The organism is Streptomyces sp. NPDC111507 (genome assembly GCF_055638955.1).
The window spans coordinates 1-25,263 of the sequence record NZ_JBVKBU010000012.1; the positions used below are offsets into that span (position 1 = coordinate 1).

At 69.3% G+C, this 25,263-nt stretch carries 22 protein-coding genes, 1 rRNA gene and 1 riboswitch; of the genes, 17 read left to right on the top strand and 6 right to left on the bottom strand.

What is annotated here, in order from left to right:
- The first annotated feature begins 34 nt into the window (after window positions 1–34).
- The 11 genes from rrf (at window position 35) to ACZ7M2_RS35940 (ending at window position 10,523) form a co-directional block, all read left to right on the top strand.
- Window positions 35–151: ribosomal RNA gene (gene rrf / locus ACZ7M2_RS35890) — 5S ribosomal RNA — on the top strand.
- A 164-nt stretch (window positions 152–315) separates the two neighbouring features.
- Window positions 316–924 carry a CDP-alcohol phosphatidyltransferase family protein gene (locus tag ACZ7M2_RS35895; RefSeq protein ID WP_067379101.1) on the top strand — a complete coding sequence of 203 codons (609 nt, stop codon included), beginning with the start codon at window positions 316–318 and terminating at the stop codon, window positions 922–924.
- Window positions 925–1,040: 116 nt separating this feature from the next.
- On the top strand, window positions 1,041–3,536 hold the full coding sequence (locus ACZ7M2_RS35900) for a mannose-1-phosphate guanyltransferase (RefSeq protein WP_352053065.1): 2,496 nt from the start codon (window positions 1,041–1,043) through the stop codon (window positions 3,534–3,536).
- A gap of 107 nt (window positions 3,537–3,643) precedes the next feature.
- The gene (locus ACZ7M2_RS35905) at window positions 3,644–4,540 is read left to right on the top strand and encodes a DUF881 domain-containing protein (RefSeq protein ID WP_351312001.1); all 897 of its coding nucleotides are present in this window, start codon (window positions 3,644–3,646) and stop codon (window positions 4,538–4,540) included.
- Window positions 4,537–4,869 carry a small basic family protein gene (locus ACZ7M2_RS35910; protein ID WP_003988855.1) on the top strand — a complete coding sequence of 111 codons (333 nt, stop codon included), beginning with the start codon at window positions 4,537–4,539 and terminating at the stop codon, window positions 4,867–4,869. The genes ACZ7M2_RS35905 and ACZ7M2_RS35910 overlap by 4 nt, the downstream gene beginning before the upstream one ends.
- A gap of 5 nt (window positions 4,870–4,874) precedes the next feature.
- Window positions 4,875–5,717 (top strand): DUF881 domain-containing protein, encoded by an 843-nt coding sequence (locus ACZ7M2_RS35915; RefSeq protein WP_403700874.1) that lies wholly within the window; start codon window positions 4,875–4,877, stop codon window positions 5,715–5,717.
- Between the two features lie 61 nt (window positions 5,718–5,778).
- Window positions 5,779–6,744 (top strand): FHA domain-containing protein, encoded by a 966-nt coding sequence (locus ACZ7M2_RS35920; protein WP_471598833.1) that lies wholly within the window; start codon window positions 5,779–5,781, stop codon window positions 6,742–6,744.
- Between the two features lie 42 nt (window positions 6,745–6,786).
- Entirely contained in the window at window positions 6,787–7,551 is a 765-nt protein-coding gene (ftsR, locus tag ACZ7M2_RS35925) for a transcriptional regulator FtsR (RefSeq protein WP_403700871.1), read from the top strand.
- 85 nt (window positions 7,552–7,636) lie between these two features.
- Window positions 7,637–8,110, top strand: coding sequence for a bifunctional nuclease family protein (locus ACZ7M2_RS35930; protein ID WP_006123076.1), 474 nt, complete (start codon window positions 7,637–7,639; stop codon window positions 8,108–8,110).
- Between the two features lie 290 nt (window positions 8,111–8,400).
- Window positions 8,401–9,084, top strand: a complete 684-nt coding sequence (locus tag ACZ7M2_RS35935) for a MerR family transcriptional regulator (RefSeq protein WP_471598834.1) — start codon at window positions 8,401–8,403, stop codon at window positions 9,082–9,084.
- A gap of 44 nt (window positions 9,085–9,128) precedes the next feature.
- Complete coding sequence (locus ACZ7M2_RS35940) at window positions 9,129–10,523, top strand: DNA polymerase IV (protein ID WP_471598835.1); 1,395 nt, start codon at window positions 9,129–9,131, stop codon at window positions 10,521–10,523.
- Between the two features lie 110 nt (window positions 10,524–10,633).
- On the opposite strand, the gene ACZ7M2_RS35945 is transcribed toward ACZ7M2_RS35940, so the two are convergent.
- A complete protein-coding gene (locus tag ACZ7M2_RS35945; protein ID WP_352053071.1) occupies window positions 10,634–11,005 on the bottom strand; it encodes a PRC-barrel domain-containing protein in 372 nt (123 codons plus the stop codon).
- A 114-nt stretch (window positions 11,006–11,119) separates the two neighbouring features.
- Window positions 11,120–11,215, top strand: a riboswitch (glycine riboswitch).
- A 180-nt stretch (window positions 11,216–11,395) separates the two neighbouring features.
- Between ACZ7M2_RS35945 and gcvP the strand changes: the two genes are divergently transcribed.
- Window positions 11,396–14,281: an aminomethyl-transferring glycine dehydrogenase gene (gene gcvP / locus ACZ7M2_RS35950; RefSeq protein ID WP_471598836.1), complete on the top strand. Its 2,886-nt coding sequence runs from the start codon at window positions 11,396–11,398 to the stop codon at window positions 14,279–14,281.
- Between the two features lie 99 nt (window positions 14,282–14,380).
- Here the strand turns inward: gcvP and ACZ7M2_RS35955 are convergent, their stop codons facing one another.
- Window positions 14,381–14,587 (bottom strand): DUF5999 family protein, encoded by a 207-nt coding sequence (locus tag ACZ7M2_RS35955; protein ID WP_054229126.1) that lies wholly within the window; start codon window positions 14,585–14,587, stop codon window positions 14,381–14,383.
- Window positions 14,588–14,979: 392 nt separating this feature from the next.
- Window positions 14,980–15,564 (bottom strand): hypothetical protein, encoded by a 585-nt coding sequence (locus ACZ7M2_RS35960; RefSeq protein WP_471598837.1) that lies wholly within the window; start codon window positions 15,562–15,564, stop codon window positions 14,980–14,982.
- Window positions 15,565–16,101: 537 nt separating this feature from the next.
- Between ACZ7M2_RS35960 and ACZ7M2_RS35965 the strand changes: the two genes are divergently transcribed.
- On the top strand, window positions 16,102–17,622 hold the full coding sequence (locus ACZ7M2_RS35965) for a glutamate-cysteine ligase family protein (protein WP_471598838.1): 1,521 nt from the start codon (window positions 16,102–16,104) through the stop codon (window positions 17,620–17,622).
- A gap of 344 nt (window positions 17,623–17,966) precedes the next feature.
- Here the strand turns inward: ACZ7M2_RS35965 and ACZ7M2_RS35970 are convergent, their stop codons facing one another.
- Window positions 17,967–19,736 carry a substrate-binding and VWA domain-containing protein gene (locus tag ACZ7M2_RS35970; protein WP_471598839.1) on the bottom strand — a complete coding sequence of 590 codons (1,770 nt, stop codon included), beginning with the start codon at window positions 19,734–19,736 and terminating at the stop codon, window positions 17,967–17,969.
- 199 nt (window positions 19,737–19,935) lie between these two features.
- Here ACZ7M2_RS35970 and ACZ7M2_RS35975 point away from each other — a divergent pair, with 199 nt between their 5' ends.
- On the top strand, window positions 19,936–20,736 hold the full coding sequence (locus tag ACZ7M2_RS35975) for a CPBP family intramembrane glutamic endopeptidase (RefSeq protein WP_471598840.1): 801 nt from the start codon (window positions 19,936–19,938) through the stop codon (window positions 20,734–20,736).
- Window positions 20,737–20,832: 96 nt separating this feature from the next.
- On the opposite strand, the gene ACZ7M2_RS35980 is transcribed toward ACZ7M2_RS35975, so the two are convergent.
- The gene (locus tag ACZ7M2_RS35980; RefSeq protein WP_471598841.1) at window positions 20,833–21,648 is read right to left on the bottom strand and encodes a PhzF family phenazine biosynthesis protein; all 816 of its coding nucleotides are present in this window, start codon (window positions 21,646–21,648) and stop codon (window positions 20,833–20,835) included.
- A gap of 175 nt (window positions 21,649–21,823) precedes the next feature.
- On the opposite strand from ACZ7M2_RS35980, the gene ACZ7M2_RS35985 reads away from it, so the two are divergent.
- Entirely contained in the window at window positions 21,824–22,477 is a 654-nt protein-coding gene (locus ACZ7M2_RS35985; protein WP_075032588.1) for a PadR family transcriptional regulator, read from the top strand.
- Between the two features lie 101 nt (window positions 22,478–22,578).
- On the opposite strand, the gene ACZ7M2_RS35990 is transcribed toward ACZ7M2_RS35985, so the two are convergent.
- The gene (locus tag ACZ7M2_RS35990) at window positions 22,579–23,007 is read right to left on the bottom strand and encodes a type II toxin-antitoxin system Rv0910 family toxin (RefSeq protein WP_471598842.1); all 429 of its coding nucleotides are present in this window, start codon (window positions 23,005–23,007) and stop codon (window positions 22,579–22,581) included.
- A gap of 365 nt (window positions 23,008–23,372) precedes the next feature.
- Here ACZ7M2_RS35990 and ACZ7M2_RS35995 point away from each other — a divergent pair, with 365 nt between their 5' ends.
- Window positions 23,373–23,999: a peptidase gene (locus ACZ7M2_RS35995; protein WP_471598843.1), complete on the top strand. Its 627-nt coding sequence runs from the start codon at window positions 23,373–23,375 to the stop codon at window positions 23,997–23,999.
- A 46-nt stretch (window positions 24,000–24,045) separates the two neighbouring features.
- On the top strand, window positions 24,046–25,056 hold the full coding sequence (locus ACZ7M2_RS36000) for an EamA family transporter (RefSeq protein ID WP_471598844.1): 1,011 nt from the start codon (window positions 24,046–24,048) through the stop codon (window positions 25,054–25,056).
- The last annotated feature ends 207 nt before the right edge of the window (window positions 25,057–25,263 follow it).

Consider the following 25,263-nt stretch of genomic DNA (forward strand, 5'->3'; position numbering starts at 1 on the left):
TGGGTGTGGTGCGGTAGTTACAGTTTCATAGTGTTTCGGTGGTCATAGCGTGAGGGAAACGCCCGGTTACATTCCGAACCCGGAAGCTAAGCCTCGCAGCGCCGATGGTACTGCAGGGGGGACCCTGTGGGAGAGTAGGACGCCGCCGAACTAATTGTAGGGAGAACCCCCGTACCGGGAATCGGTACGGGGGTTTTCTGCGTTCGGGGCCAGGTCTGTTTTGCGGTGGCTCCGCCACCCCTCCGCACCTCGACGCGAGCGCTGCGGGTAAGGTCAGGGGGCATCGTTGGCTCGTTTCCCACAGGAGGCCCCCGGGTGGAGGTCCAGGAGACCCGCGTCCAGACGGACCGGGTCCTCACCATCCCGAACATCCTCAGCATGGCGCGCCTCGTCGGCGTACCCGTCTTCCTGTGGCTGATCCTCCGGCCTGAGTTCGGCGGTCCCAAGAGTGACGGCTGGGCGCTGCTCGTGCTCATGTTGAGCGGCGTCAGCGACTATCTCGACGGGAAGCTCGCGCGGCGCTGGAATCAAATCAGCAGCCTCGGCCGGCTGCTCGATCCCGCGGCGGACCGGCTCTACATTCTGTCCACTCTTGTGGGGCTCACCTGGCGCGAGATTCTGCCGCTGTGGTTGACGGCCGTGCTGCTGGCGCGAGAGCTGGTTCTGCTGGTGGTCGTGGCAGTCCTCCGGCGTCACGGCTATCCGCCGCTGCAGGTGAACTTCCTCGGGAAGGCGGCCACCTTCAACCTGATGTACGCCTTCCCTCTGTTGCTGCTCAGCGACGGAAGCGGATGGCTCGCGTCACTCGCCGCGATTTTCGGATGGGCGTTCGCCGGGTGGGGTACAACCCTCTATTGGTGGGCAGGAGTCCTCTACGTGGTCCAGGTCCGCCGGCTTCTCAGGGCGGACACCATGGCCGATTGAGCTCGGCCCGATGGGGCAGTTGAAGCTCCCGGATGGCCCGCACTCGAAAACTGCGGGACAATCAGGACGGGTGAAGTCGGCCAGACCGTCGTCTCTTCAAGGAGGACGCTTCCGACATGAAGGCCGTCGTGATGGCCGGAGGCGAAGGCACACGCCTTCGTCCCATGACCTCAAGCATGCCCAAGCCGCTCCTGCCGGTGGTGAACCGCCCGATCATGGAGCACGTGCTGCGGCTGCTCAAAAGGCATGGGCTCAACGAGACCGTCGTTACTGTCCAGTTCTTGGCCTCGCTGGTCAAGAACTACTTCGGTGATGGCGAGGAGCTCGGTATGGAGCTCACCTATGCCAATGAGGAGAAGCCACTCGGTACTGCCGGGAGCGTCAAGAACGCCGAGGAGGCGTTGAAGGACGACACTTTCCTGGTGATCTCCGGTGACGCCCTGACCGACTTCGATCTCACCGACCTCATCAATTTCCACAAGGAAAAGGGTGCGATGGTCACCGTCTGTCTGACGCGTGTGCCGAACCCCCTTGAATTCGGCATCACCATCGTGGACGAAGAGGGCAAGGTCGAGCGCTTCCTGGAGAAACCCACCTGGGGCCAGGTATTCTCCGACACCGTCAACACGGGTATCTACGTGATGGAGCCCGAAGTCTTCGACTACGTCGAGGCCGATGTTTCGGTCGACTGGTCCGGCGATGTCTTCCCTCAGCTGATGAAGGAGGGCAAGCCGGTCTTCGGCTACATCGCTGAGGGCTACTGGGAGGACGTCGGCACCCACGAGAGCTATGTGAAAGCGCAGGCCGACGTCCTCGAGGGCAAGGTCGACGTCGAGATCGACGGTTTCGAGATCTCCCCGGGCGTATGGGTCGCCGAAGGCGCCGAAGTGCACCCCGACGCCGTACTGCGCGGCCCGCTCTACATCGGCGACTACGCCAAGGTCGAAGCGGACGCCGAAATCCGTGAGCACACCGTCGTCGGCTCCAACGTCGTCGTCAAGAGCGGAGCCTTTCTGCACAGGGCCGTGGTCCACGACAACGTGTACATCGGCCAGCACAGCAATTTGCGGGGCTGCGTGATCGGGAAGAACACCGACATCATGCGGGCCGCGAGGATCGAGGACGGCGCTGTCATCGGCGACGAATGCCTCGTCGGTGAAGAATCGATCATCCAGGGAAACGTGCGCGTCTATCCCTTCAAGACCATCGAGGCCGGCGCCTTCGTCAACACCTCGGTGATCTGGGAGTCGCGCGGTCAGGCGCATCTTTTCGGCGCCCGCGGTGTCACCGGAATCCTGAACGTGGAGATCACTCCGGAGCTCGCCGTGCGCCTGGCGGGGGCGTACGCGACGACGCTCAAGAAGGGCTCCACCGTCACCACGGCCCGCGACCACTCCCGAGGCGCCCGTGCTCTGAAGCGGGCGGTCATCTCGGCGCTGCAGGCCAGCGCCATCGACGTACGCGATCTGGAGAACGTACCGCTGCCAGTGGCTCGTCAGCAGACCGCCAGGGGCAGTGCGGGCGGGATCATGATCCGTACGACGCCCGGGGTACCGGACTCCGTCGACATCATGTTCTTCGACGGACAGGGTGCCGACCTGTCGCAAGGGGGGCAGCGCAAGCTGGACCGGGTGTTCGCGCGGCAGGAGTACCGGCGTGCGTTCCCGGGGGAGATCGGGGATCTGCACTTCCCGGCCAGCGTCTTCGACTCGTACACCGGATCACTGCTCAGGAATGTCGACACCACCGGTATCACCGAATCCGGTCTGAAGGTGGTCGTGGACGCCTCGAACGGCAGTGCGGGGCTGGTGTTGCCCAGTCTGTTGGGCAAGCTCGGTGTGGACTCCCTGACCATCAATCCCGGTCTCGACGAATCCAGGCCCACGGAGACGACGGACACGCGGCGGGCCGGTCTGGTGCGGCTGGGCGAGATCGTCGCGTCCGCGCGGGCCGCGTTCGGGGTGCGTTTCGACCCGGTGGGCGAGCGGCTCTCGCTCGTCGACGAGAAGGGACGGATCGTCGAGGACGACCGGGCCCTTCTCGTCATGCTCGACCTGGTGGCCGCGGAGCGGCGCAGCGGGCGGGTGGCGCTGCCGGTGACCACCACGCGGATCGCCGAGCAGGTGGCGGCGTACCACGGGACGCAGGTGGAGTGGACGACGACGTCTCCGGACGACCTGACGAGGGTCGGACGCGAGGAGTCGACGATCTTCGGCGGCGACGGGCGCGGCGGATTCATCATTCCGGAGTTCAGCAGCGTCTTCGACGGCGCGGCGGCTTTCGTACGACTGATCGGGCTGGTGGCGCGGACACAGCTCACGCTGAGCCAGATCGACGCGCGGATTCCGCGGGCGCACGTCCTCAAGCGGGACCTGGCCACTCCTTGGGCCGTCAAGGGCCTGGTGATGCGCCGGGTCGTGGAGGCGGCCGGGGACCGGTTCGTGGACACGACCGACGGCGTGCGAGTCGTGGAGACGGACGGGCGCTGGGTGATGGTGCTCCCCGACCCCGCCGAGGCGGTGACGCATCTGTGGGCGGAGGGGCCTGACGACGCGTCCGCGGAGGCCCTGCTCGACGAGTGGGCCGCCGTCGTGGACAGCGCCGGTCGCTAAAAGGGACAGCACACGCGCGTGCCGGACAAGTGCCCCCAAAGGGGCCTGTCCGGCACGCCGGTGGGGCCATTCGGAGGTAGCGCCCACGACGTGCGACGATGTGCGGCATGCCGCAGCAGCCCCCCATTCGGAGCACACCTCCGCGCCCCCCGCGCCCGGACGCCTCCATGTCGCTGCTCACCAACGTCATGGATCACAGCCTCGACGACGGATATGCCGAGGCCGCCGCCCGTAGGCAGACCGAGGGTGCCGGCGGCATGCCGAAAACGGTGAGGGCGAAGCTCGGCCTCGCGGCCGGTCTCGTCCTTGCGGCCCTGGTGGTGACCGTGGGCGCGGCGAACGCGCGGATCGCGGCACCGGTCGTCGCTAAGGAGCGCCAGGAACTCATCGACCGCGTCGAGCGAGAGACCGCGGCCGCGGACAAGCTCGAGAGCGGCGTCGACACCCTGCGCGACGATGTGAGCGCCCGGCAGAACGAGGCGCTGAAGAAGCAGGGGGGCAGTGGCCAGGCCGATCTGGTGGGCGTCCTGTCGGGTGCCGTCGCCGTCCACGGGCCCGGTGTGAAGCTCGTCGTGGACGACGCCAAGGAAGCCACCGAGGGCGGCGACGGGAATCCTCGGGAGACCAGCGGGTTCTCCGACACCGGGCGCGTCCGCGACCGCGACATGCAGCGAGTCGTCAACGGGCTCTGGGAGTCCGGCGCGGAGGCCGTCTCGATCAACGGGCAGCGGCTGACGGCACTGTCGGCGATCAGGGCAGCGGGTGACGCGATACTGGTCGACAACAAGCCGCTGGTGCCGCCCTACACGGTACTGGCGGTGGGGGACGGCGAGCGGCTCAGCACCAGGTTCCAGAACAGTGCCGACGGCCTGTATCTGCACGCCCTGCAGGAGAACTACGGCATCCGGACCGCCATTTCCGTCGAAAAGGACGTCCAGTTGTCCGCAGCACCAAGTGTGATCGTACGTACAGCACAGCCGAGCACAGAGAAGGGCACATCGTGATCGCCGTACTGGGCCTCGTCGTGGGAGTCGTGGCTGGATTGTTGGTCCGGCCCGAGGTTCCGGCGGTCGTCGAGCCTTACCTTCCGATCGCCGTCGTGGCGGCGCTGGACGCCGTCTTCGGAGGGCTGCGGGCGATGCTCGACGGCATCTTCGACGACAAGGTCTTCGTGGTCTCCTTCCTGTCGAACGTGGTCGTGGCCGCACTGATCGTCTTCCTGGGCGACAAGTTGGGCGTGGGCGCCCAGCTCTCCACCGGCGTCGTGGTCGTCCTCGGTATCCGCATCTTCTCCAATGCCGCGGCGATCCGCCGGCACGTCTTCCGGGCGTGAGGCCGATGAGCAACGAAGGCGAGACACCCGAGAACCGGCTGCGCAGGGAGCTTCCCGAAGAGGTCCCGGCCGCGGCTCCCGAGAGTTCGGGACCCGAGCAGCGTGACGAGAAGGACGAGCCGTCGCTGACCGGCCGCCAGCGGCTGGTGAAGGGGGTGTGGCCACCACGGGTCACACGCGCGCAACTCATCGTCGCCGTGCTGCTGTTCGGTCTCGGCTTCGGTCTGGCCGTCCAGGTGGCCTCCAACAGCGACAGCGGCAGCGCCCTGCGCGGCGCGCGTCAAGAAGATCTCGTACGCATCCTCGATGAACTCGACAACCGTACGCAGCGTCTAGAAGACGAGAAGCAGGGTCTCGAAGATCAGCGCACCGAGCTGGAGAACAGCTCGAACCAGGCCGCGGAGGCCCGCAAGCAGACCGCCGAGAAGGAGAAGCAACTCGGCATTCTGGCGGGCACGGTGGCGGCGCAGGGACCCGGCATCACGTTGACGATCAACGACACGAAGGGGACGGTCAAGGCGGACATGCTGCTTGACGCGATCCAGGAGCTGCGCGCCGCCGGTGCGGAGGCGATCCAGGTGAACGGTGTACGGGTCGTCGCCAGTACCTATCTGGCCGACTCCGGCAAGGGCGTGAGCGTCGACGGGAACAAGATCACCCAGCCCTATCGTTTCAAGGTCATCGGTAAGCCGCAGGACCTTGAGCCGGCGCTCAACATCCCGGGAGGTGTGGTGCAGACTCTCGAGAAGGAGCAGGCCACCGTCACGGTGGAGCGTGCGACGAAGATCATTGTGGATGCCTTGCGGGCTGCGAAGCAGCCTGACTACGCTCGGTCGTCCTCCCAGTGAACCGGGGGTGCATGGGCGACGTCCGGCGAGGGCATGAGGTTGCGGGGGGTCGGCGCACCGAATGGGTGGTGCGTGGTGGAAACTGTCTGGTGGATACGGACGTTGTGAGGATGTCCGGGTCGACCGGTGTGTTCAATCAGTGTTCGTCCTGCCCCACGGGCGGGTCTATTTCGGTCAAGGGGAATCGCCCGTGAAGTTGTTTGCGAAGTTGTTCGGCAAGAGCGCACGAGGAGAGGGCAGCGACAACGCGACTGCCCGACACCGTGCACCACGCCATGGAGACGCGGAGGGCCAGAGCGGCGATCGCCCGCTGTTCCGGGACCAGGTCGGTGACATTCCCGGTGGTCAGGGCGCGCCGTCTGTTGACCCTGCCCAGTCCGGACGCATAGGTTTCGGGGAACCGTCAGCCTCAAGTGCGGGTGGAGGGTTCGCCTCCGACCCGTACGCGTCCCATGCCCCTGGGGGGCAGCCGCGGCAGGAGGATCCGTCCATGTCGGCCCTGGTGTGTACGAGGTGCGGTAACCGCAACGCGGAGAACAGCCGCTTCTGCTCGAACTGTGGTGCGCCGCTGCGGCCCGGCGCCGTCCCGGAGCGTGCGTCCGAGACCACATCCACGATCTCCATTTCGGGCATCGAGGCCTACGATGCCGAGGTCACCGGCCAGACGCAGATGCCGACGCTCTCCCCGGAGGCGCAGGCGGCCGTCGACGCGCTGCCGCTCGGTTCGGCGCTCCTGGTGGTGCGCCGCGGTCCGAACTCGGGCAGCCGCTTCCTGCTGGACAGCGACCTGACCACGGCCGGGCGTCATCCGCAGAGCGACATCTTCCTGGACGACGTGACCGTGTCGCGTCGTCATGTGGAGTTCCGTCGTGCCGCGGACGGCTCGTTCACGGTCGCCGACGTGGGCAGCCTGAACGGTACGTATGTCAACAGGGAGCGAATCGACTCGGTCCCGCTGTCCAACGGTGACGAGGTGCAGATCGGCAAGTACCGGCTGGTCTTCTACGCGAGCCAGCGAGGCATCTGACCCTCCCCCGGACTCCGTCCGGGGGGACCCTCAGGAAGGTCCATGCTTCGATCACCGAGCGGCGGTGCCGGGAGCGGTACCGCCGCAGCGGACAGTGGGCTGATGAGCATCGGCTCGGTGCTGAACACGCTGCGCGACGAGTTCCCCGAAGTCACGATCTCCAAGATCCGGTTCCTGGAGTCGGAGGGGCTCATCGAGCCGCAGCGGACCCCCTCGGGGTATCGCAAGTTCAGCCAGGCCGACGTCGAGCGCCTGGGGCATGTACTGCGGATGCAGCGGGACCACTATCTGCCGTTGAAGGTGATCCGCGAGCATCTGGACGCTCTGGAGCGTGGGGAGCCGGTGCGGCTGCCGTCCGTGGGGCGGCAGCGCGACTCCGGCGACGGGGAGCCGTTCGGTGGGCTCGGTGACCTCTTCGGGGAGCCCGAGGCACCCACAGCGGCCCGGGTGGGCCGTGCGGAACTGCTGGCCGCCGCCGAGATCGGCGAGCAGGAGCTTCAGGAGTGGGAGTCGTACGGACTCCTTGCCCCACTCGCGGACGGGGCGTATGACGCTGAGGCGGTGACGGTCGCCGCGCTCGTCGTCGAGCTCGGGCGGTTCGGTATCGAGCCGCGCCATCTGCGCGCGATGAAGGCCGCGGCCGAACGTGACGCGGGGCTCGTGGACCAGGTGGTGGCCCCTTTGCGGCGCCACCGCAATCCGCAGACCAGGGCGCACGCCGAGGCCCGTACGAAGGAGCTGGCGGGGCTCACGGTGAAGCTGCACGCGGCGCTGGTGCAGACCGCGCTGGGCGTCCGGCTGCCCTGACCCGATGTGCCCGCCGGGCGTCCGGATCGGCCCCCGTTCTGTGCCCGACTACCCAAACATCCCGGGCACGGCCTAGGGTTGCTGTGTGAACGAGCTCGATGTCGTAGGTGTCCGGGTCGAAATGCCCTCCAACCAACCGATCGTGCTCCTGCGTGAAGTGGGAGGCGACCGCTACCTCCCCATCTGGATCGGACCGGGGGAGGCGACGGCGATCGCCTTCGCCCAGCAGGGCATGGCCCCCGCGCGACCGCTGACCCACGACCTGTTCAAGGACGTGCTGGAAGCCGTCGGCCAGGAGCTCACCGAGGTGCGCATCACTGATCTGCGCGAGGGGGTCTTCTACGCGGAGCTGGTGTTCGCCAGCGGGGTCGAGGTCAGTGCCCGTCCGTCCGACGCCATAGCGCTGGCGCTGCGCACCGGGACGCCGATCTACGGCAGTGACGGTGTGCTCGACGACGCCGGCATCGCGATCCCGGACGAGCAGGAGGACGAGGTGGAGAAGTTCCGCGAGTTCCTCGACCAGATCTCGCCCGAGGACTTCGGGACCAACAGCCAGTGAGGGGACCGATCGCCCGAAGGCGGGCGGTCGGACACCCGGGCTCGGGAGCAGGCAGTGGCGCACACCCCTGGCGAGCCGCTGGATCGCAGGACTCCGGGGCGGCAATTGCCCGTGGCCCGTGTGGCGCGCTGCGGCCCGCTCCGAGAGCATTCGGCTAGCCTTTCCCCGCGGTGGGACACGGGAAACCACTCCTAGGGTGATTATCACTCGGCGTGCCGAGTGTGGCGATCGTTGACGCACCCCCGGTGACTGCCTACCGTCGAGAGGGCAGGTCAAGGACGGAGGTCGGCGTGAGAAGCAGCGGCGACGGTACGGCTGGGGGTGCCCCCGGACGAAGTCTGGGGGAGAGCGGCCCGTACCCTCCCCCAAGCTCTCGGCTCAGCTCGAGCAGGGGGTACCCCCATCACGGCAGCGCGGCCGATCACATTCCGCAGCGGCCGACAGCGGTGCCTGGTGAGTCCGGTGAGGGTGGGGCGGCTGCCGAGGAGATCGGCTACCGCGGTCCTACGGCGTGTGCCGCCGCGGGCATCACCTACCGGCAGTTGGACTACTGGGCCAGGACTGGTCTGGTCGAACCGAGCGTGCGGCCCGCCTATGGGTCGGGGACCCAGCGGCTCTATAGCTTCCGGGATGTCGTCGTCCTGAAGATCGTGAAGCGGTTCCTCGACACGGGAGTGTCGTTGCAGAACATCCGCACCACGGTCCAGCACCTCAGGGAACGCGGCTTCCGGGACCTGGAGCGGATGACGCTGATGAGCGACGGCGCGACCGTCTATGAATGCTCCTCGCCCGACGAGGTCCACGCCCTGTTGCAGGGCGGTCAGGGCGTCTTCGGGATCGCCGTGGGCGTGGTGTGGCGGGACGTCGAGAGCGCGCTCTCGCAGTTGCACGGGGAGCGTGTGGACACGGGCGAGACACTCGTCGGGCACAACCCGACGGACGAGCTGGCGCGTCGGCGCAATCGGGCCGTCTGAGGTCCGCGGAGGCATTGTCAGTGGCGTAGGGCAGCATCGGACATGTGAGAACCGCGCCTACGATCCTGCATCTCGACATGGATGCCTTCTTCGCCTCGGCGGAGCAGGCAGCCAAGCCGAGCCTGCGCGGGAAGGCCGTCGTCGTGGGCGGGCTCGGACCCCGCGGAGTCGTCTCGACCGCCTCCTACGAGGCACGGGTGTTCGGGGTGCACTCGGCGATGCCCATGGCCCAGGCACGTCGCCTGGCGCCGAACGCCGCGTATCTCGTGCCCCGCTTCACGCTCTACCGGGAGGTCAGCGAGCAGGTGATGGGGCTGCTGGGGGCGTTGTCGCCGCTGGTGGAGCCGCTGAGCCTGGACGAGGCGTTCGTCGATCTGGAGGCGGGGGAAGCGGCCTGGGACGAGGCTTCCGCGCGGCTGGTCGGGGCGAAGCTGCGCGCGGACATCCGGGCCGTGACGGGGCTGACGGGTTCGGTGGGGCTCGCAGCGTCCAAGATGCTCGCCAAGATCGCTTCGGAGCAGGCGAAGCCCGACGGTCTCGTGGTCATAGAACCTGGGACGGAACGCGCGCTGCTGGGGCCGATGTCGGTGCGGACGCTGCCGGGTGTCGGGCCCGCGACCGGGGACCATCTGCGGCGGGCCGGGATCACCACGGTCGACGAGATCGCCGAGGCGGGCGAGGACGAACTCGTACGGCTGGTGGGGAAGGCGCACGGGCACGCGCTGTACGCGATGGCGCTGGCGCACGACGAGCGGCCCGTGGTGGCCGAGCGGGAGACGAAGTCCGTGTCGGTGGAGGACACGTACGACGTGGACATCCACGACCGGATGCGGGTCGGCCTGGAGGTGCAGCGGCTCGCCGACCGGTGTGTGCGGCGGTTGCGGGATGCGGGGCTGTCCGGGCGGACCATCGTGCTGAAGGTGCGGAGGTACGACTTCTCGACGCTGACCCGGTCGGAGACGCTGCGGGGGCCGACGGACGACCCCGGCGTCGTACGGGAGGCTGCCGCGCGGCTTCTGGAGGCGGTGGACACGACCGGGGGCGTGCGGCTGCTGGGGGTCGGCGTCTCGGGGCTCGCGGACTACACGCAGGAGGACCTTTTCGCCCAGGCCCAGGCTCAGGCGCAAGCGGAGGCGGAGGCCGCCGCGGGGGAGGCGGCGGTGCTGGAGCATCCGGACGAGGACGGGGCGGAGGAAGTAGCTGCCGAGCAGACGCCGGCTGCCGAGCGCCGGTGGCCTGCGGGGCATGACGTGCGGCATGCGGAGTACGGGCACGGATGGGTGCAGGGGAGCGGGCTCGGGAGGGTGACCGTGCGGTTCGAGACGCCTTACTCCGAGCCGGGGCGTGTGCGGACGTTTCGTACGGATGATGTCGCGTTGGAGTTGGCTGATCCGTTGCCGTTGGTGATGGGGGCCGTGTGCGATCGCCGCGGGGGGTGAGGTCGGCGCTGCGGGCGGTATGTGGCTGGTCGCGGCCACGCGGCGGAGCCGCATGATGTCAGAGCCCCGCGCCCCTGGAGGGGCGCGTCAGCGGGGCGCAAACCGAGAAGTCACCCTTCGTCCGTGCCTGCCAGGCGGCCGAAGTCGCGGTCCGGGGGTGGGGACGGGGGTGTCACGTCCAGGCCGTAGTGGTGGTAGAGCTGGAGTTCCTGTTCGGGGGAGAGGTGGCGGCCCACGCCGAAGTCGGGGGCGTCCTTGATCAGGGCACGGTCGAAGGGGACACGCAGCGTGCCCTCGACGACTTCGCTGGGCTCCAGGGGGACGAAGGCGTCCCTGCTGAACAGGCCCGTCCGTATGGCGGCCCACTCCGGGACGCCGGTCGCGTCGTCGAGATAGACCTCGTCGACCGTGCCGATCTTGGCGCCGTTGCGGTCGAGCGCCTTGCGGCCGATCAGGTTGCGCGGATCGATGTCGGTCTGCACGGTCCCTCCACTCGCTAGCAACTCATCCGTAAGCACTACAAAAGAGCACATTCGGGAAGGTGGCCACTCGAAAGCTCGTACGTTGTCCTCGCTGGTAGGCTGGCAAGCGGCTGCTGACCCCGTGCGGGAGAGTCCTCCAGACATCACCGGAGGCGCCGAAGGAGCAAATCCTCCCCGGAATCTCTCAGGCACACGTACCGCACGGACGAGGTCACTCTGGAAAGCAGGGCGGGTGTCGAAGGCCTCCGCCCTCACCGACGGTGAAAGCCGGGTCGCAGCGAGCGGGCGGGCCGGTGAAGCTCTCAGGTTGAGATGACAGAGGGGGAGGCCGTCGGGGTACCCGCGCCGTGGTGCCCCTCGAAGGTCGTGTCAGACCAGGAGGCCTCCGCAATGACCGCCCATCGCATTCCGCTCTCCGAGCTCGAACAGGGAATCCCCTTCGAGCAGCGCCACATCGGGCCCGACCCCGAGGCGCGGGCCAAGATGCTCGCGCAGGTCGGGTACGGCTCGCTCGACGAGCTGACGGCCGCCGCGGTGCCGGACGTCATCAAGAACGCCGAGGCGCTGGAGCTGCCGGGCGCGCGCACCGAGGCCGAGGTACTGGCCGAGCTGCGCTCCCTCGCGGACCGCAACCAGGTGCTCGACTCGATGATCGGCCTCGGCTACTACGGCACGTTCACGCCGCCGGTGATCCTGCGCAACGTCATGGAGAACCCGGCCTGGTACACCGCGTACACGCCGTACCAGCCGGAGATCTCCCAGGGGCGGCTCGAAGCGCTGCTGAACTTCCAGACCGTCGTCGCCGAGCTGACCGGGCTGCCCACCTCCGGTGCCTCGCTGCTCGACGAGGGCACCGCCGCCGCCGAGGCGATGTCGCTGTCCCGGCGCATGGGCAAGAACAAGAAGGGCCTCTTCCTGGTCGACGCGGACACCCTGCCGCAGACCGTCGCCGTCATCGAGACCCGCGCGGAGCCGACCGGCGTCGAGATCGTCGTCGCCGACCTGGGCGAGGGCATCCCCGCCGAGATCGCCGGGCGTGAGATCAACGGCGTGCTGATCCAGTACCCGGGTGCCTCCGGCGCCGTACGCGACCTGAAGCCCGTCATCGAGCAGGCGCACGAGCTCGGCGCGGTCGTCACGGTCGCCGCCGACCTGCTCGCCCTCACGCTGCTCGCCTCGCCCGGTGAGCTCGGCGCCGACATCGCGATCGGTACGACCCAGCGCTTCGGCGTGCCGATGGGCTTCGGCGGTCCGCACGCCGGATACATGGCGGTGCGTGAGACGTTCGCGCGCAGCCTGCCCGGCCGGCTGGTGGGCGTCTCCGTGGACGCCGACGGACACAAGGCGTACCGGCTCGCCCTGCAGACGCGGGAGCAGCACATCCGCCGCGAGAAGGCGACCAGCAACATCTGCACGGCGCAGGTGCTTCTCGCGGTGATGGCCGGCATGTACGCCGTCTACCACGGTCCCGAGGGTCTGCGGACCATCGCGCGGCGTACGCACCGGTACGCCACGATCCTCGCCGCGGGCCTGACGGCCGGCGGGGTCGAGGTCGTGCACGGCGCCTACTTCGACACGCTGACCGCGCGGGTGCCGGGCCGCGCCGCCGAGGTCGTGGCGGGCGCGCGCAGCGGAGGCGTCAACCTCCACCTCGTCGACGCCGACCACGTGTCGATCGCCTGCGACGAGACCACCGCCCGCAAGCAGGTGGGCGCTGTCTGGACCGCGTTCGGTGTCGACGGTGACATCGAGGCGCTGGACGCCGTCGCCGAGGACACGCTGCCCGCCGCGCTGCTGCGCACCGACGACTACCTCACACACCCGGTCTTCCACCAGTACCGCTCCGAGACCGCGATGCTGCGCTACCTGCGCAAGCTGTCCGACCGCGACTACGCGCTCGACCGCGGCATGATCCCGCTGGGCTCCTGCACCATGAAGCTCAACGCGACCACCGAGATGGAGCCGGTCACCTGGCCCGAGTTCGGCCAGCTGCACCCCTTCGTGCCCGCCGAGCAGGCGCAGGGCTATCTCACCCTCATCCAGGAGCTGGAGGAGCGGCTCGCCGAGGTCACCGGGTACGACAAGGTGTCGCTCCAGCCGAACGCGGGCTCCCAGGGCGAGCTGGCCGGGCTGCTGGCCGTACGCGGCTACCACCGGGCCAACGGCGATGACCAGCGCACGGTCTGCCTGATCCCGTCCTCCGCGCACGGCACGAACGCCGCGAGTGCGGTGATGGCCGGCATGAAGGTCGTCGTCGTGAAGACCGCCGGGGACGGCGAGATCGACGTCGCGGACCTGCGCTCGAAGATCGAGCAGCACCGCGACGAGCTCGCGGTGCTGATGATCACGTACCCCTCGACGCACGGTGTGTTCGAGGAGCACGTCGCCGACATCTGCGCGCAGGTGCACGAGGCGGGCGGGCAGGTGTACGTCGACGGCGCCAACCTCAACGCGCTGGTGGGCCTCGCCAAGCCGGGCCACTTCGGCGGTGACGTCTCCCACCTGAACCTGCACAAGACGTTCTGCATCCCGCACGGCGGCGGCGGTCCGGGCGTGGGCCCGGTCGGCGTACGCGCGCACCTGGCGCCGTACCTGCCGAACCACCCGCTGCAGCCCGCGGCCGGCCCCGAGACCGGCGTGGGACCGATCTCCGCCGCTCCCTGGGGCTCGGCGGGCATTCTGCCCATCTCCTGGGCGTACGTTCGTCTCATGGGCGGCGAGGGCCTCAAGCGGGCCACGCAGGTGGCGGTGCTGTCCGCGAACTACATCGCCAAGCGCCTGGAGCCGCACTTCCCGGTGCTCTACACCGGTCCCGGCGGGCTCGTCGCGCACGAGTGCATCATCGATCTGCGTCCGCTGACCAAGGCGACCGGCGTCAGCGTCGACGACATCGCCAAGCGGCTCATCGACTACGGCTTCCACGCGCCGACGATGTCCTTCCCGGTGGTCGGCACGCTGATGATCGAGCCCACCGAGTCCGAGGACCTGATCGAGCTCGACCGGTTCTGCGACGCGATGATCGCCATTCGTGCGGAGATCGACAAGGTCGGCTCGGGCGTCTGGGCGGCCGAGGACAACCCGCTGCGGAACGCGCCGCACACCGCCGCCGCGCTCGGTGGCGAGTGGAAGCACGAGTACACCCGCGAGGAGGCCGTCTTCCCGGCCGGTGTCTCGGCCGCGGACAAGTACTGGCCGCCGGTGCGCCGCATCGACCAGGCGTACGGCGACCGGAACCTGGTCTGTTCCTGCCCGCCGCTGGACGCTTACGAAGCGTAGTCACCCTCGGATACGCGTCGGGGCCGGTTCGGAGATCACGTCTCCGGGCCGGCCCCTCTCCATGTCCGGGCGGCGGTCACCGCCACCCGGTTGTGCGGCTCAGGCGGCCGTCATCACGTGCTCGCTGCCCTGGGGGCGGTGCGGAGCGATGATCTGGCCGTCGGGCAGGAGCTCACCGGTGTCCTCGAAGAGCAGAACGCCGTTGCACAGCAGGCTCCATCCCTGCTCCGGGTGGTGCGCCACGAGGCGGGCGGACTCCCGGTCGGCTGATTCGGCTGTCGGACACGGTGGCTGGTGCTGGCACATGGATGGGATCTTTCGCTGGGATGAGAGATGAGTGGTGGCTGTGGTGTCTTTCCCGCGGCTTGAAGTGCTCATGGCCGCCCCCCGGTGGCATGTGTATGGAACCCAGTGTTGCCCTACGGACGTCAATCCGCAGGGATTTCGCAGCAGCGCTCCTCACAGATTGGAGACGCGTCACCCGTGCGGACGGTTCAGTCCAACTGCACGGTCCCTTCGGGGGGTTCGCGGTGGCCGGATGGGGCTAGTCCGGTCGGGGTGGAGGGGGCGTTCTCCCTCGTACGAGCGCTGTGGGGCCCGAACGAGCGGACGGGTTCGGGCGGCAGCGTGCCCCGCGACCGGGGCAACGGTGGCGGGGCACGGGGCGATGCGCTTGGTGTGCTTCTCCGGGTGGGTGATCAGGCGGGCGAGCTGAGCAGTGGGGCGGGAGTGAGCCGGTGCGTGAGGACCGGGAGGAGTTCGGCGACGCGGTGCGGGCGATGCGCGGCGATACCGGGCGGTGCGGGCGCCAGCGGTACCAGGAGATCGGTGGCGGCCGGGTGCCCGGTGGCGCCGTCCGCGGCGCAGTCGCCGTGCAGCCAGAGGGTGAGCATGTAGAGCTCCGGAACGGACAACAGCCGCGGCTGGTACGGCTGGCTCATGTTCTCGGCGTGACGCAGGGCGCGCTCGGTGGAGGCGATGTAGGGGCCTTCGAAGAAGTGGGAGAAGGCCCAGCCGTCGGGGGTGAGCATGGTGTCGGCCGCGGCCACCGACCGCTCGCCGCAGCGGATCAGGAAGCGCCACCCGGCGAGCCGGGTGGTGGAGGCGCCGACCGGTGCGATGCGGTCCAGAACGTGTACGGGCAACGGGAGTTCGGGGGTGACGGGTCCCTGGGCCATGCGTAGGGACGGGGTGCGGGCCTCGCGGACTGCGGTGGGGGAACCGAGTGCCGTGAGGACGGTGCGCAGGGCGGGCGAGGGAGCCGGGGGGACAAGCAGCGGCATGGTGGGTCGCCTCTCATTCGACAGGCACAGTGACGCGAGGGCCGGGGCGGACGGCGCTGTCAGCTCTCGGGGTCGGAGGGGCGAGGGGTCTGGATCTGCCGACAGGATGTCGCCTGCCGCATGTCACCTCGACGACAGGACCTGGGACCGCGAGCGCCAACTCTCCGCCTCGTTTGCGGAGTTTATACGACACGTGTTCAGATGGTGTTTCATCTAGCTGTCCTGAATATGAAGAGCAAGGCGATATTCGGTCGACGAAACGAGACGTTCATCCCGATTCTGTGTCGGGGCCCGCCGGTGACCTCGGATTGCTTTGTCGGAGCGGTCGGCCGATTCTCGTCGGCGTTTTTCACGAGATCGTGTCAGGCTGAAACCGTGCTCTGGTTCATGCCCCGTGAATGTGCCTCCGGACAATGGGTACCAGGGTAGCGGTCGACGAGGCTGTACAGGGCGTTATCGATCGTGTTGCCTGGGCATCATCCTCCGGGACGGCAGGGGCCGGAGGATCGGCCTGCCCATTCGAGGAGGGACGCTTCGATGGGAGAGAAGGTCGTGGCAGCGTCGTTCGACCTGTCCGATCGCCAGCACTACCGAGGCAAGCTCCGGCAGTGTCTGACGGGGCTGGCGCGGCTGCTGGAGGAGAAGCGGTTCGATCGCCCGAAGAATCTCATGGGTCTGGAGATCGAACTGAATCTCGCGGGACCCGACGGCATGCCCAGGATGATGAATGCGCAAGTACTCGAAAGGATTGCGAGCCGAGACTTTCAAACAGAACTTGCCATGTTCAACCTGGAAGTCAACATAGCCCCACATCGATTGGACGGGCGGGTATTCGACCGGCTCGCCGAGGAGCTGCACACCTCGCTCGCATATGCCCATCGAAAGGCCGGCGAACTCGACGCGGGAATCATGATGATCGGGATTCTGCCGACGCTCGACCGTGACGACCTCGTCTCCTCGAACCTGTCGGACGTCGATCGCTACACGCTGCTCAACGATCAGATCGTGGCCGCCCGTGGCGAGGACTTCGTGCTCGACATCGACGGGGTGGAGCGCCTTGTCTGTACGTCGAAGTCCATCGCGCCCGAAGCCGCCTGCACCTCTGTGCAGTTGCACCTCCAGGTCACCCCGGCGCGCTTCGCGGACGTGTGGAACGCGGCGCAGGCCGTTGCCGCCGTGCAGGTCGCGATCGGTGCCAACTCGCCGTTCCTGTTCGGCCGTGAGCTGTGGCGCGAGTCGCGGCCGCCGCTGTTCCAGCAGTCCACCGACACCCGGCCGCCCGAGCTCCAGGCGCAGGGGGTGCGTCCGCGCACCTGGTTCGGCGAGCGGTGGATCTCCTCGGCGTACGACCTCTTCGAGGAGAACCTGCGCTTCTTCCCGCCTCTGCTGCCCATCAGCGACGGGGAGGACCCGCTCGCGGTCCTCGACGCCGGAGGCATTCCCAGGCTCGCCGAACTCGTGCTGCACAACGGCACGGTCTACCGCTGGAACCGGCCCGTGTACGACGTCGCCGACGGAGTCCCGCATCTGCGCGTCGAGAACCGGGTGCTGCCCGCCGGTCCCACCGTCACCGATGTCGTCGCCAACGCGGCGTTCTACTACGGGGTCGTGCGTGCGCTCGCCGAGGAGGCGCGGCCCGTGTGGACACGGCTGTCGTTCGAGTCCGCGGCGGCCAACTTCGACGCGGCCTGCCGCCATGGCATCGACGCGCGGCTGGAGTGGCCGCGGCGGGGACGGTACGGGGGTACCACCGCGCAGGTCGAGGCCGTGCACCTGGTCCGTGACGAACTGCTGCCGCTCGCCGCGGCGGGGCTGGACGCGTGGGGCGTCGAGCCGGCCGACCGGGACTACTACCTGGGGGTGATCGAGGACCGGTGCCGGCTGCGTGCCAACGGGGCGACCTGGCAGGCGGCCACCTTCCACCAGGCGCTGGAGAAGGGGCTCGCGAGGGATGCCGCGCTGGCCGCGACCACCCGGCGCTACGGCGAGTTGATGCACCTCGGCGAGCCCGTGCACACCTGGCCGGTGGGACTGTCGGAGCCGGTACCGCTGGGCTGATCGGGGCGGTCTGCCTGCGGCGGTGTCTCTGGGGTGGGCTGCTCGTGGTGGGTGTTCAGGGGGCGGAGTGTGCCCCGAGCGGTCGTCCCTGGCCAGGCCACTGGTGACATGGTCGCCGGCCGGGTGGCCTGCGTGGGTGTGGCTGGGGCGGATGGCCTGTGTGGGGGTCCCTGGACCGGGTTGGTCCGCGGGATGGTCCCTGGGCCGACTGGGCTGTGGTGGTGGCCAGGCTAGGGCCGCCCGGGCCCGTGCGCCGGGTCCAGCGGGGTGTGGCGGTGCGCCCTGGGCCGGGTGGCCTGCGTCGCTGTCCCGGGCGGGCTGTGGGGGTGGCTTTTTTTGGGGTGTCAGCCTTGGTTCTGGCTGCCCGCCGCCACGATCGCCCTGAGGATCACCGAGTGGATCTGCGTGGGGTCGTTGACCTGCTGGCCGGAGCCGCCGGTCGCCTTGGCGATCTCCTGGACCTCCGCCTTGTCGGCGTCCGGGCCCACGGCGATGGCGATGAGCGGCACCGGGCGCTGTGGGTCGGTGAGCTTCTGCAGTTGGGTGACGAGGGCGGAGCGCGAGATGCTTCCCGGGTCCTGGTTGACGCCGTCGGTCAGCAGCACCAGCGCGTTGAACTTCCCCTTGACATAGGAGGAGGTGGCCGCCTTGTACGCGGCGAGTGTGGTGTCGTACAGGCCTGTCGCGCCGTTCGGGACGGGAGACAGGGAGCTGAACGCCGCCGACAGCCTGTCCCGCTGGGTTCCGTTGCCCTTGCGGTCGCCCAGGCGTTGTGTGGGCACGAGCACCCGGTAGTCGCGGTCGCCGTCCAGGCGGGTGGAGAACTTCCACAGCCCGATCTCGTCCTGCGAGGTGAACGTCGCGAGGGCCTGCAGCAGGGACGCCCTGGTGACGTCCATACGGGACTGGCCGGTGCCCGGCACCGGCTGCGCCATGGACGCGGAGGCGTCGACGACCGTAGTGATCCGGGCGCTCTGCACCGTGATCGTCCATGTGCCGAGTGCCTCGTCGACCGCCTTCGCCGGGGTGGGTTCGGGCGCGGCGCGCGCGAACGGCTGCGGGGCTCGGCCCCCGGCCTTGGTGACCAGCGCGGGCGAGACCTTCTCGTCGTCCGTGCGGAACCCGTACCGCTCCAGGATCCGCTGCCCGTCCGACTCGCCGAGCAGCGTCATGAACCGGAGGGCGGCACGGCTCGTGTCGGTGTTCAGCCGTGACTCGTCGACCAGGGTGAACGGGTAGTCGAGTCGCGGTGACCCGTCCTCGGGGTAGAAGAGGTCGAGTCCGGCGCCGCCGCCGGCCGAGGAGTTGTACGCGAACGCCGACTGCTCGGAGAGGATCAGCGCCTGGTTGCGTTGCGGATTGCCCTGCTCGGTGCCGGAGGAGTCGCGCGGGAGGGTGTCCAGGACCTGGCTGTCGCTGCCGGACGTGCGCTGGGAGAGCGTCTTCGCCATGGCCGCCGCCTGGGTGTCACCTCCCTTGATGGTGGCCGCGGCGGTATTGAGCTGGGTCAGCGCCAGCAGGCCGGCCGCGCTGCGCACCGGGTCGGCCGCACCGAGCCTCAGCCGGTCGTCCCGCAGCGCGGCGCCCGCCAACTCGGTCCAGGTGTACGTCTTCTCGGGCCACCCCAGCGACTTCGCGGCCGACGGGACCATCGCGACGCCGACCGGCGAGGAGGCGACGCTGCCCGCCGCGGTCACCCGGGTCGCGTTGCTCTCACCACTGACCCGGTTCACCCACAGGGCGGAGTCCGGCACCCACGCCTGGACGTCGGACTTGTCGCCCGACCTCAGGGCGTCGGCGACCTTGTACGACTCGCGCGCCGTCACGGTCACGGCGATGCAGTGGCCGTCGGAGGTGATGTTGTGGTCGCGGGCGTGTTCGGCGACCGCCCTGAGGGCGGGCGCCATGTCCGGGGACGCGGCGATCTCGAGGGGTACGGCGTCGTCCCGGCAGGACGAGCCGAAGGAGAGCAGACCACCGCGGACCGCGACCGCCGTGCCCGCGGCGACCGTGAGCACCAACACCGTCGCGATGGCCACCGTACGGCGGCGTGCGCGTGGACGGGGGTCGGCCGCGCCCGCCCCGTACGCATCGGGCAAGCTGTGACGTCCCATGACGGTGGTGCCCTCCCTGGATGAGCCGGAGTCGCGAGAAAGCCGTAGATACGGCCGTGAGGCAGAAGGCGAGGGGGAGGTACGCCCGTACGGCGTCCGTCCCCCCGACGGCCTGTCGCGCACGATCTTCGCAACTTCTTTCGAGACCCTAGCGGGGCGAAGATGGGGATGAGGCGGGATTACTCAACTGGAGGCGGGAGTGCAGGTGGAGGCGGGGTCGGTGGCCGATTCTTTTCCCGAGGAGCGGCTGACGCGACGGATTTTCCGGGACGAAACACTGCTCGTCCTCGGCCTGTCGCTCGGGGCGAGCGGAGTGTCCGCGCTGATCAGCTTTGTCGGGTCGGTCACCAAACCGGGGGGTCTCAAGGATCAGGCGGCCACCCTCAACGCTTCGGCCGCGCCGGGTCGCCCCTGGCTGGATCTGGCATGGCAGTTGTTCGGCATCGCGTCGGCCCTGGTCCCGGTCGCCCTGGTCGCGCACTTCCTGATGAGGGAGGGCAAGGCACTGCGTGTGATCGGGTTCGACCGTTCGCGGCCCTGGCCCGACCTCGGGCGGGGGGCCGCGATCGCGGCGGTGATCGGTAGCACGGGCATCGCCTTCTACCTGGCGGCCCGGGGGTTCGGCGCCAACCTGACCGTGGTGCCGGAAGCGCTGCCCGACGTGTGGTGGAAGTACCCGGTCCTGATCCTGTCGGCCGTGCAGAACGCCGTACTGGAGGAGGTCATCGTCATCGGGTACCTGTTGCGCCGGCTCGGGCAGCTGGGCTGGACGCCGGGGACCGCGCTGGTGGCGAGCGCGGTGCTGCGCGGCTCGTACCACCTGTATCAGGGCATCGGCGGCTTCATCGGGAACATGGCGATGGGCGTGGTCTTCGTCTATCTGTATCGGCGGTGGGGCCGGGTCGGACCGCTCGTGGTGGCGCACTCGCTGCTCGACATCGGGGCGTTCGTGGGATACGCGCTGCTGGCGGGGAAGGTGGGCTGGCTGCCGACCGCCTGAGCGGTGGTGTGAGCGGGTCCGACAGCGTGAGCGGGTCCGAAAGGGGCGTACGAGAGTCTCGTACGCCCCTTTCTTGTACGGCTTTTCCGTGCGTCGCTACGCGAGGAGCTCGCCCTCGATGACCGTGACCGCGTGGCCCGTGAGGAGCGTACGGCCGCCGCGCAGCTCGGTGCGGACGAGGCCGGAGCGCGGGGAGGCCTGCAGGCCGGTGAGGCCGGGGCGGCCGAGGCGCTCGGACCAGTAGGGCGCGAGGGCGGTGTGGGCGCTGCCCGTGACCGGGTCCTCGTCGATGCCGATGTTCGGGAAGAAGCAGCGCGAGACGAAGTCGTAGCCCTGGGAGGGGTCTTCGGCGCGGGCGGTCGCGATGATGCCGCGCTCGGAGTACAGGGCGAGGGCCTTGTGGTCGGGGGTGAGTCCCCGGACCGTCTTCTCGTCGGCGACCTCGATCAGCAGGTCGCCGGTGTTCGGGCCGGTGTCGAAGGTCGTGAGCGGTTCGGCGCCCAAGGCCTCGGCGACGCCGTCCGGGGCCTCGACCGGGGTGAGCGGAGCGGTGGGGAAGTCCAGGGTCAGGGAACCGTCCTCGTGGGGCGTGGCGATGAGTACGCCGCTGAGCGTGGCGAACCGCACCGGTCCCGTGTGGGCGCCCGTGGTGCGCAGGACGTGTGCGGTGGCGAGGGTCGCGTGCCCGCACATCGCGACCTCGGCGACGGGGGTGAACCAGCGCAGCGCCCAGTCGGCGTCGCCGCCCTCGGGAAGGCGGTGCGCGAAGGCCGTCTCCGCGTGGTTGACCTCCAGGGCGACGCTCTGGAGCCGGCTGTCCTCGGGGAAGGTGTCGTGGTCGAGAAGGAGGACCCCGGCCGGGTTGCCCGTGAAGGGACGGTCGGTGAAGGCGTCGACGATTCGCATGCGCATGCCCCGACGCTAGCGGCCCGAGCAGGCCGCGGGACAAGGCCAATTCCGTGGATCTGGACCGGTTGTGGCCGTCCGGCCCCCTGACCTGCCCGGATCCTCGGGTCTTGTCAAGCGAGCTATTCCGATATATCGTTGACGCATCGCGACCGATCAACGAACGAATGGAGTGATGGCGATGCGTCCCCAAGGACAGGAATTTGGATTCGAACGTGGACATGGCCGACACGGTGGGCCCGGTCCGCGTGACCGGGGCCGCTTCGAAGGGCGGCGCGGGGCTTTCGGGCCCTTCGGTCCGGGTGGTCCGGGTGGTGGCCCCGGCGGCCCCGGGTTCGGCTTCGGGCCGGGCCCCTGGGGTGGCCGGCGCGGCGGCCGGGGCGGTCCGGGCGGCAGGGCGCGGCGCGGTGACGTACGCGCGTCGATCCTGGCCCTTCTCAAGGACCGGCCCATGCACGGCTACGAGATGATCCAGGAGATCGCCGAGCGCAGCGGCGGGGCGTGGAAGCCCAGCCCGGGTTCGGTCTACCCGACCCTCCAGTTGCTGGAGGACGAGGGCCTCATCACCAGTGCGGCCGAGGGCGGCAAGAAGCTGTTCTCGCTCACCGACGAAGGCCGCGAAGCGGCTGAGGCGGGCCCCGAGGCGCCGTGGGAAGAGGCCGGGCGCGGGGTCGACTGGGAGACGCTGCACGAGATCCGGCAGGCCGGTTTCGGTCTCATGGAGGCCTTCGGCCAGGTCTGGAAGACCGGCAGCAAGGACCAGCGCGACAAGGCGCTGGCGGTCATCAACGAAGCCCGCAAGAAGCTGTACCTGATCCTCGCCGACGAGGACTGAAGGGCATGCTGTGGTATCTGACGGCGCCCCGTGGAAGTGTTTCCGCGGGGCGCCTGTCGATGTACGGGGGCTGGGTGCGCGTCCCGGGGCAGGTGCGGGACTCAGGTCACCAGTCCGGCCAGCTTGCGCAGCGATTCGTTGAGGGCGGCCGTCGCCGAGTCCTTGAGCTTGCCCGCCATCAGCGAGACGGCCGCGCCGGTGAACTCCCCGTCGATCCGCACCGAGGTGGCGTCGCCGTCGGGGGTCAGGGTGTAGCGGGTGGCGACGGTCACCGCCATCGGACCCTTGCCGCGGATGGCCAGGATGCGGGCGGGCTCCAGTTCCTCGATGGTCCACTCGACCTCGGCCGGGAACCCCATGAGCTTCATGTTCTCCTGGAAGGTGCCGCCGACCTCGAGTGAGGAGGGGCCACCCTTGGGGAAGTTGGTGTGGGTCGAGTTCCACTCGCCGTACGAGGAGAAGTCCGTGAGCTGCGCCCAGACCTTCTCGGCAGGCGCCTCGACGCGTGCTTCCGCGCTGACTTCGGCCATGCGACCACCCCTTTGTGTCAGGCGCTGCGCCCGGCGCAGCTACGGTGTCGCGGAACGTAGCCGCAGCCCTCGGAACATTCAATACTGATGAACCGTCAGGAATGGTGAACTCGGCCCACCTGGCGTATCACCGCCGCGTCGAACAGGTCCCAGGCGCGCGGGAAGGGACGAGAGCCGAAGCGGCGCGGTTGCGTACGGGGCGCGAGGCAAGGCGGCGCGCGCCCTGAGGGGGAACCTGGGGGAGAAACGGTGCGAAGTCATCCGTAAGGAGGAGAACGTACTCGCGGAAGCCCACCCTGTGTGGGACGTGAAGATGCTGCCCACCGAGGATGACCCGGGTCGCCGGGACTGATGGGGTAGGGGTTGTGCCACCGCGTATCCCCCAGCAGCCCGCCGCCGAGAGCGGCTCCCACCGCACGGAACCCGACACCAGGCTCAGTGCCGAGCTGGCGTCGGTGGTCTCCGGCGCACGCAGGCGGGCGCTGCGGGACGGCGACCGGCAGATCGACACCGCCCATCTGCTGCACTCACTGCTGGAGGCCGACCCCCAGGTGCGCGCCGCCTTCGACGGCGCCCCGCAGGTCGCGCGGCTGCTCGGCTATCTCGTGCAGCGCAGCATCGGCTACGGACTGCGCTGGCAGAGCGGCGTCGAGGATTCGGGGGCGGTTCCGGTCGTGGCCGAGGCGGGCTGGTCGCGGGTCGTGGCCGAGGCGGGATGGTCGCCGGTGGCGGCCGGAGCCATGGAGAGCGCGTGCGGGCGCGCCGAACGGCGGGGCGACGAACGGGCCCGCTGTCTCGATCTGCTCGCCTCGATCGTCACCGATCCGCAGGCGCGGGCCGTCGAGGTCCTGCGACGGGCCGGCGTGGACGCCAGGATGCTGCTTCTGCGCATCGAGAACGCCTTTGACGTCGAGGACGAGTTCGCGTGCGAGTTCCGCCTCGACTTCGAGACGTACGTCGGCGGCGACCCGGGCTGCCAGTCCAATCGTTGAGACAGGTGTCATCGGGGGTGACGCTCATGTCGTCGCCTGTCATCATGTGCCGGTGCATACCTCTCAGGGCAGTCAGGGCAACCGTGGGAAGGGCGTCGGGCTGGGCCTCGCGCTCGCGTCGGCGGTCGCCTTCGGCGGATCGGGTGTCGCGGCGAAGCCGCTGATCGAATCGGGGCTCGACCCGCTCCACGTGGTGTGGCTGCGGGTCGCGGGCGCCGCCCTGTTGATGCTGCCGCTGGCCGTGCGCCATCGCGCTCTCGTACGGCGGCGCCCCGCCCTGCTCGTCGGGTTCGGACTGCTCGCCGTGGCGGGCGTCCAGGCCTGCTACTTCGCCGCGATCTCCCGTATCCCCGTCGGTGTCGCCCTGCTCGTCGAGTACCTGGCGCCGGCGCTCGTGCTCGGCTGGGTGCGGTTCGTGCAGCGCCGGCCCGTGACACGCGCCGCGGCGCTCGGAGTCGTCCTCGCGGTCGGCGGGCTCGCCTGTGTCGTCCAGGTGTGGTCCGGACTGAGCTTCGACGCCGTCGGGCTGCTGCTCGCGCTGTGCGCCGCCTGCTGCCAGGTCGGTTACTTCGTCCTGTCCGACCAGGGCAGCGACGCGGGCGAGGAGGCACCGGACCCCCTCGGCGTCATCGCGTACGGCCTGCTCGTCGGCACCCTCGTGCTGACGGTCGTCGCACGTCCCTGGACCATGGACTGGTCGCTGCTCGGGGGCAGCGCGGACATGAACGGCACCTCCGTCGCCGCCTCCCTGCTGCTCGGCTGGATCGTGCTGATCGCGACCGTCGTCGCCTATGTCACCGGAGTGCTCTCCGTGCGCAGGCTCTCCCCGCAGGTCGCGGGCGTCGTGGCCTGCCTGGAGGCGGTCATCGCGACCGTGCTCGCCTGGGTCCTGCTCGGCGAACATCTCGCGGCGCCGCAGATCGTCGGCGGTGCGGTGGTGCTGATCGGCGCGTTCATCGCACAGTCGTCGGCGCCCGCGAAGCCCTCGGACGGGCCGGTCGCGAGCGGCGGGAGCGACGCCGAGAGGGATTTGTCGATCCACGGAACCGCCGTCTAAGGTGCTGACCATGCCTTCGACGCTCGTTCTGCCGCCTCCCGCCGCCTGAGGCGGGCCCTCCGGAGCTCCCACCCGGCCTGGTGCCAGGTGGCACGGCGCTGCCCGCAGAAGAAGTCCGAGGACCTTCCCGTACGCCCCCGCCCGCTGGGCACGGGCTGCGATGTGGTCCTTCCCGAACTTCTGCGCGGCCGCCTTGTGCGCGGCCGC

Bases quoted from the DNA above. Each gene is read 5' to 3' on its own strand.
- ACZ7M2_RS35905 (WP_351312001.1), top strand. From the start codon at position 3,644: ATGCCGCAGCAGCCCCCCATTCGGAGCACACCTCCGCGCCCCCCGCGC.
- ACZ7M2_RS35955 (WP_054229126.1), bottom strand. From the start codon at position 14,587: ATGTGCCAGCACCAGCCACCGTGTCCGACAGCCGAATCAGCCGACCGG.
- ACZ7M2_RS35970 (WP_471598839.1), bottom strand. From the start codon at position 19,736: ATGGGACGTCACAGCTTGCCCGATGCGTACGGGGCGGGCGCGGCCGAC.
- ftsR (WP_403700871.1), top strand. From the start codon at position 6,787: ATGCTTCGATCACCGAGCGGCGGTGCCGGGAGCGGTACCGCCGCAGCG.
- ACZ7M2_RS35900 (WP_352053065.1), top strand. From the start codon at position 1,041: ATGAAGGCCGTCGTGATGGCCGGAGGCGAAGGCACACGCCTTCGTCCC.
- ACZ7M2_RS35920 (WP_471598833.1), top strand. From the start codon at position 5,779: ATGGGTGGTGCGTGGTGGAAACTGTCTGGTGGATACGGACGTTGTGAG.
- ACZ7M2_RS35985 (WP_075032588.1), top strand. From the start codon at position 21,824: ATGCGTCCCCAAGGACAGGAATTTGGATTCGAACGTGGACATGGCCGA.
- ACZ7M2_RS35965 (WP_471598838.1), top strand. From the start codon at position 16,102: ATGGGAGAGAAGGTCGTGGCAGCGTCGTTCGACCTGTCCGATCGCCAG.
- ACZ7M2_RS35980 (WP_471598841.1), bottom strand. From the start codon at position 21,648: ATGCGCATGCGAATCGTCGACGCCTTCACCGACCGTCCCTTCACGGGC.
- gcvP (WP_471598836.1), top strand. From the start codon at position 11,396: ATGACCGCCCATCGCATTCCGCTCTCCGAGCTCGAACAGGGAATCCCC.
- ACZ7M2_RS35960 (WP_471598837.1), bottom strand. From the start codon at position 15,564: ATGCCGCTGCTTGTCCCCCCGGCTCCCTCGCCCGCCCTGCGCACCGTC.
- ACZ7M2_RS35915 (WP_403700874.1), top strand. From the start codon at position 4,875: ATGAGCAACGAAGGCGAGACACCCGAGAACCGGCTGCGCAGGGAGCTT.
- ACZ7M2_RS35990 (WP_471598842.1), bottom strand. From the start codon at position 23,007: ATGGCCGAAGTCAGCGCGGAAGCACGCGTCGAGGCGCCTGCCGAGAAG.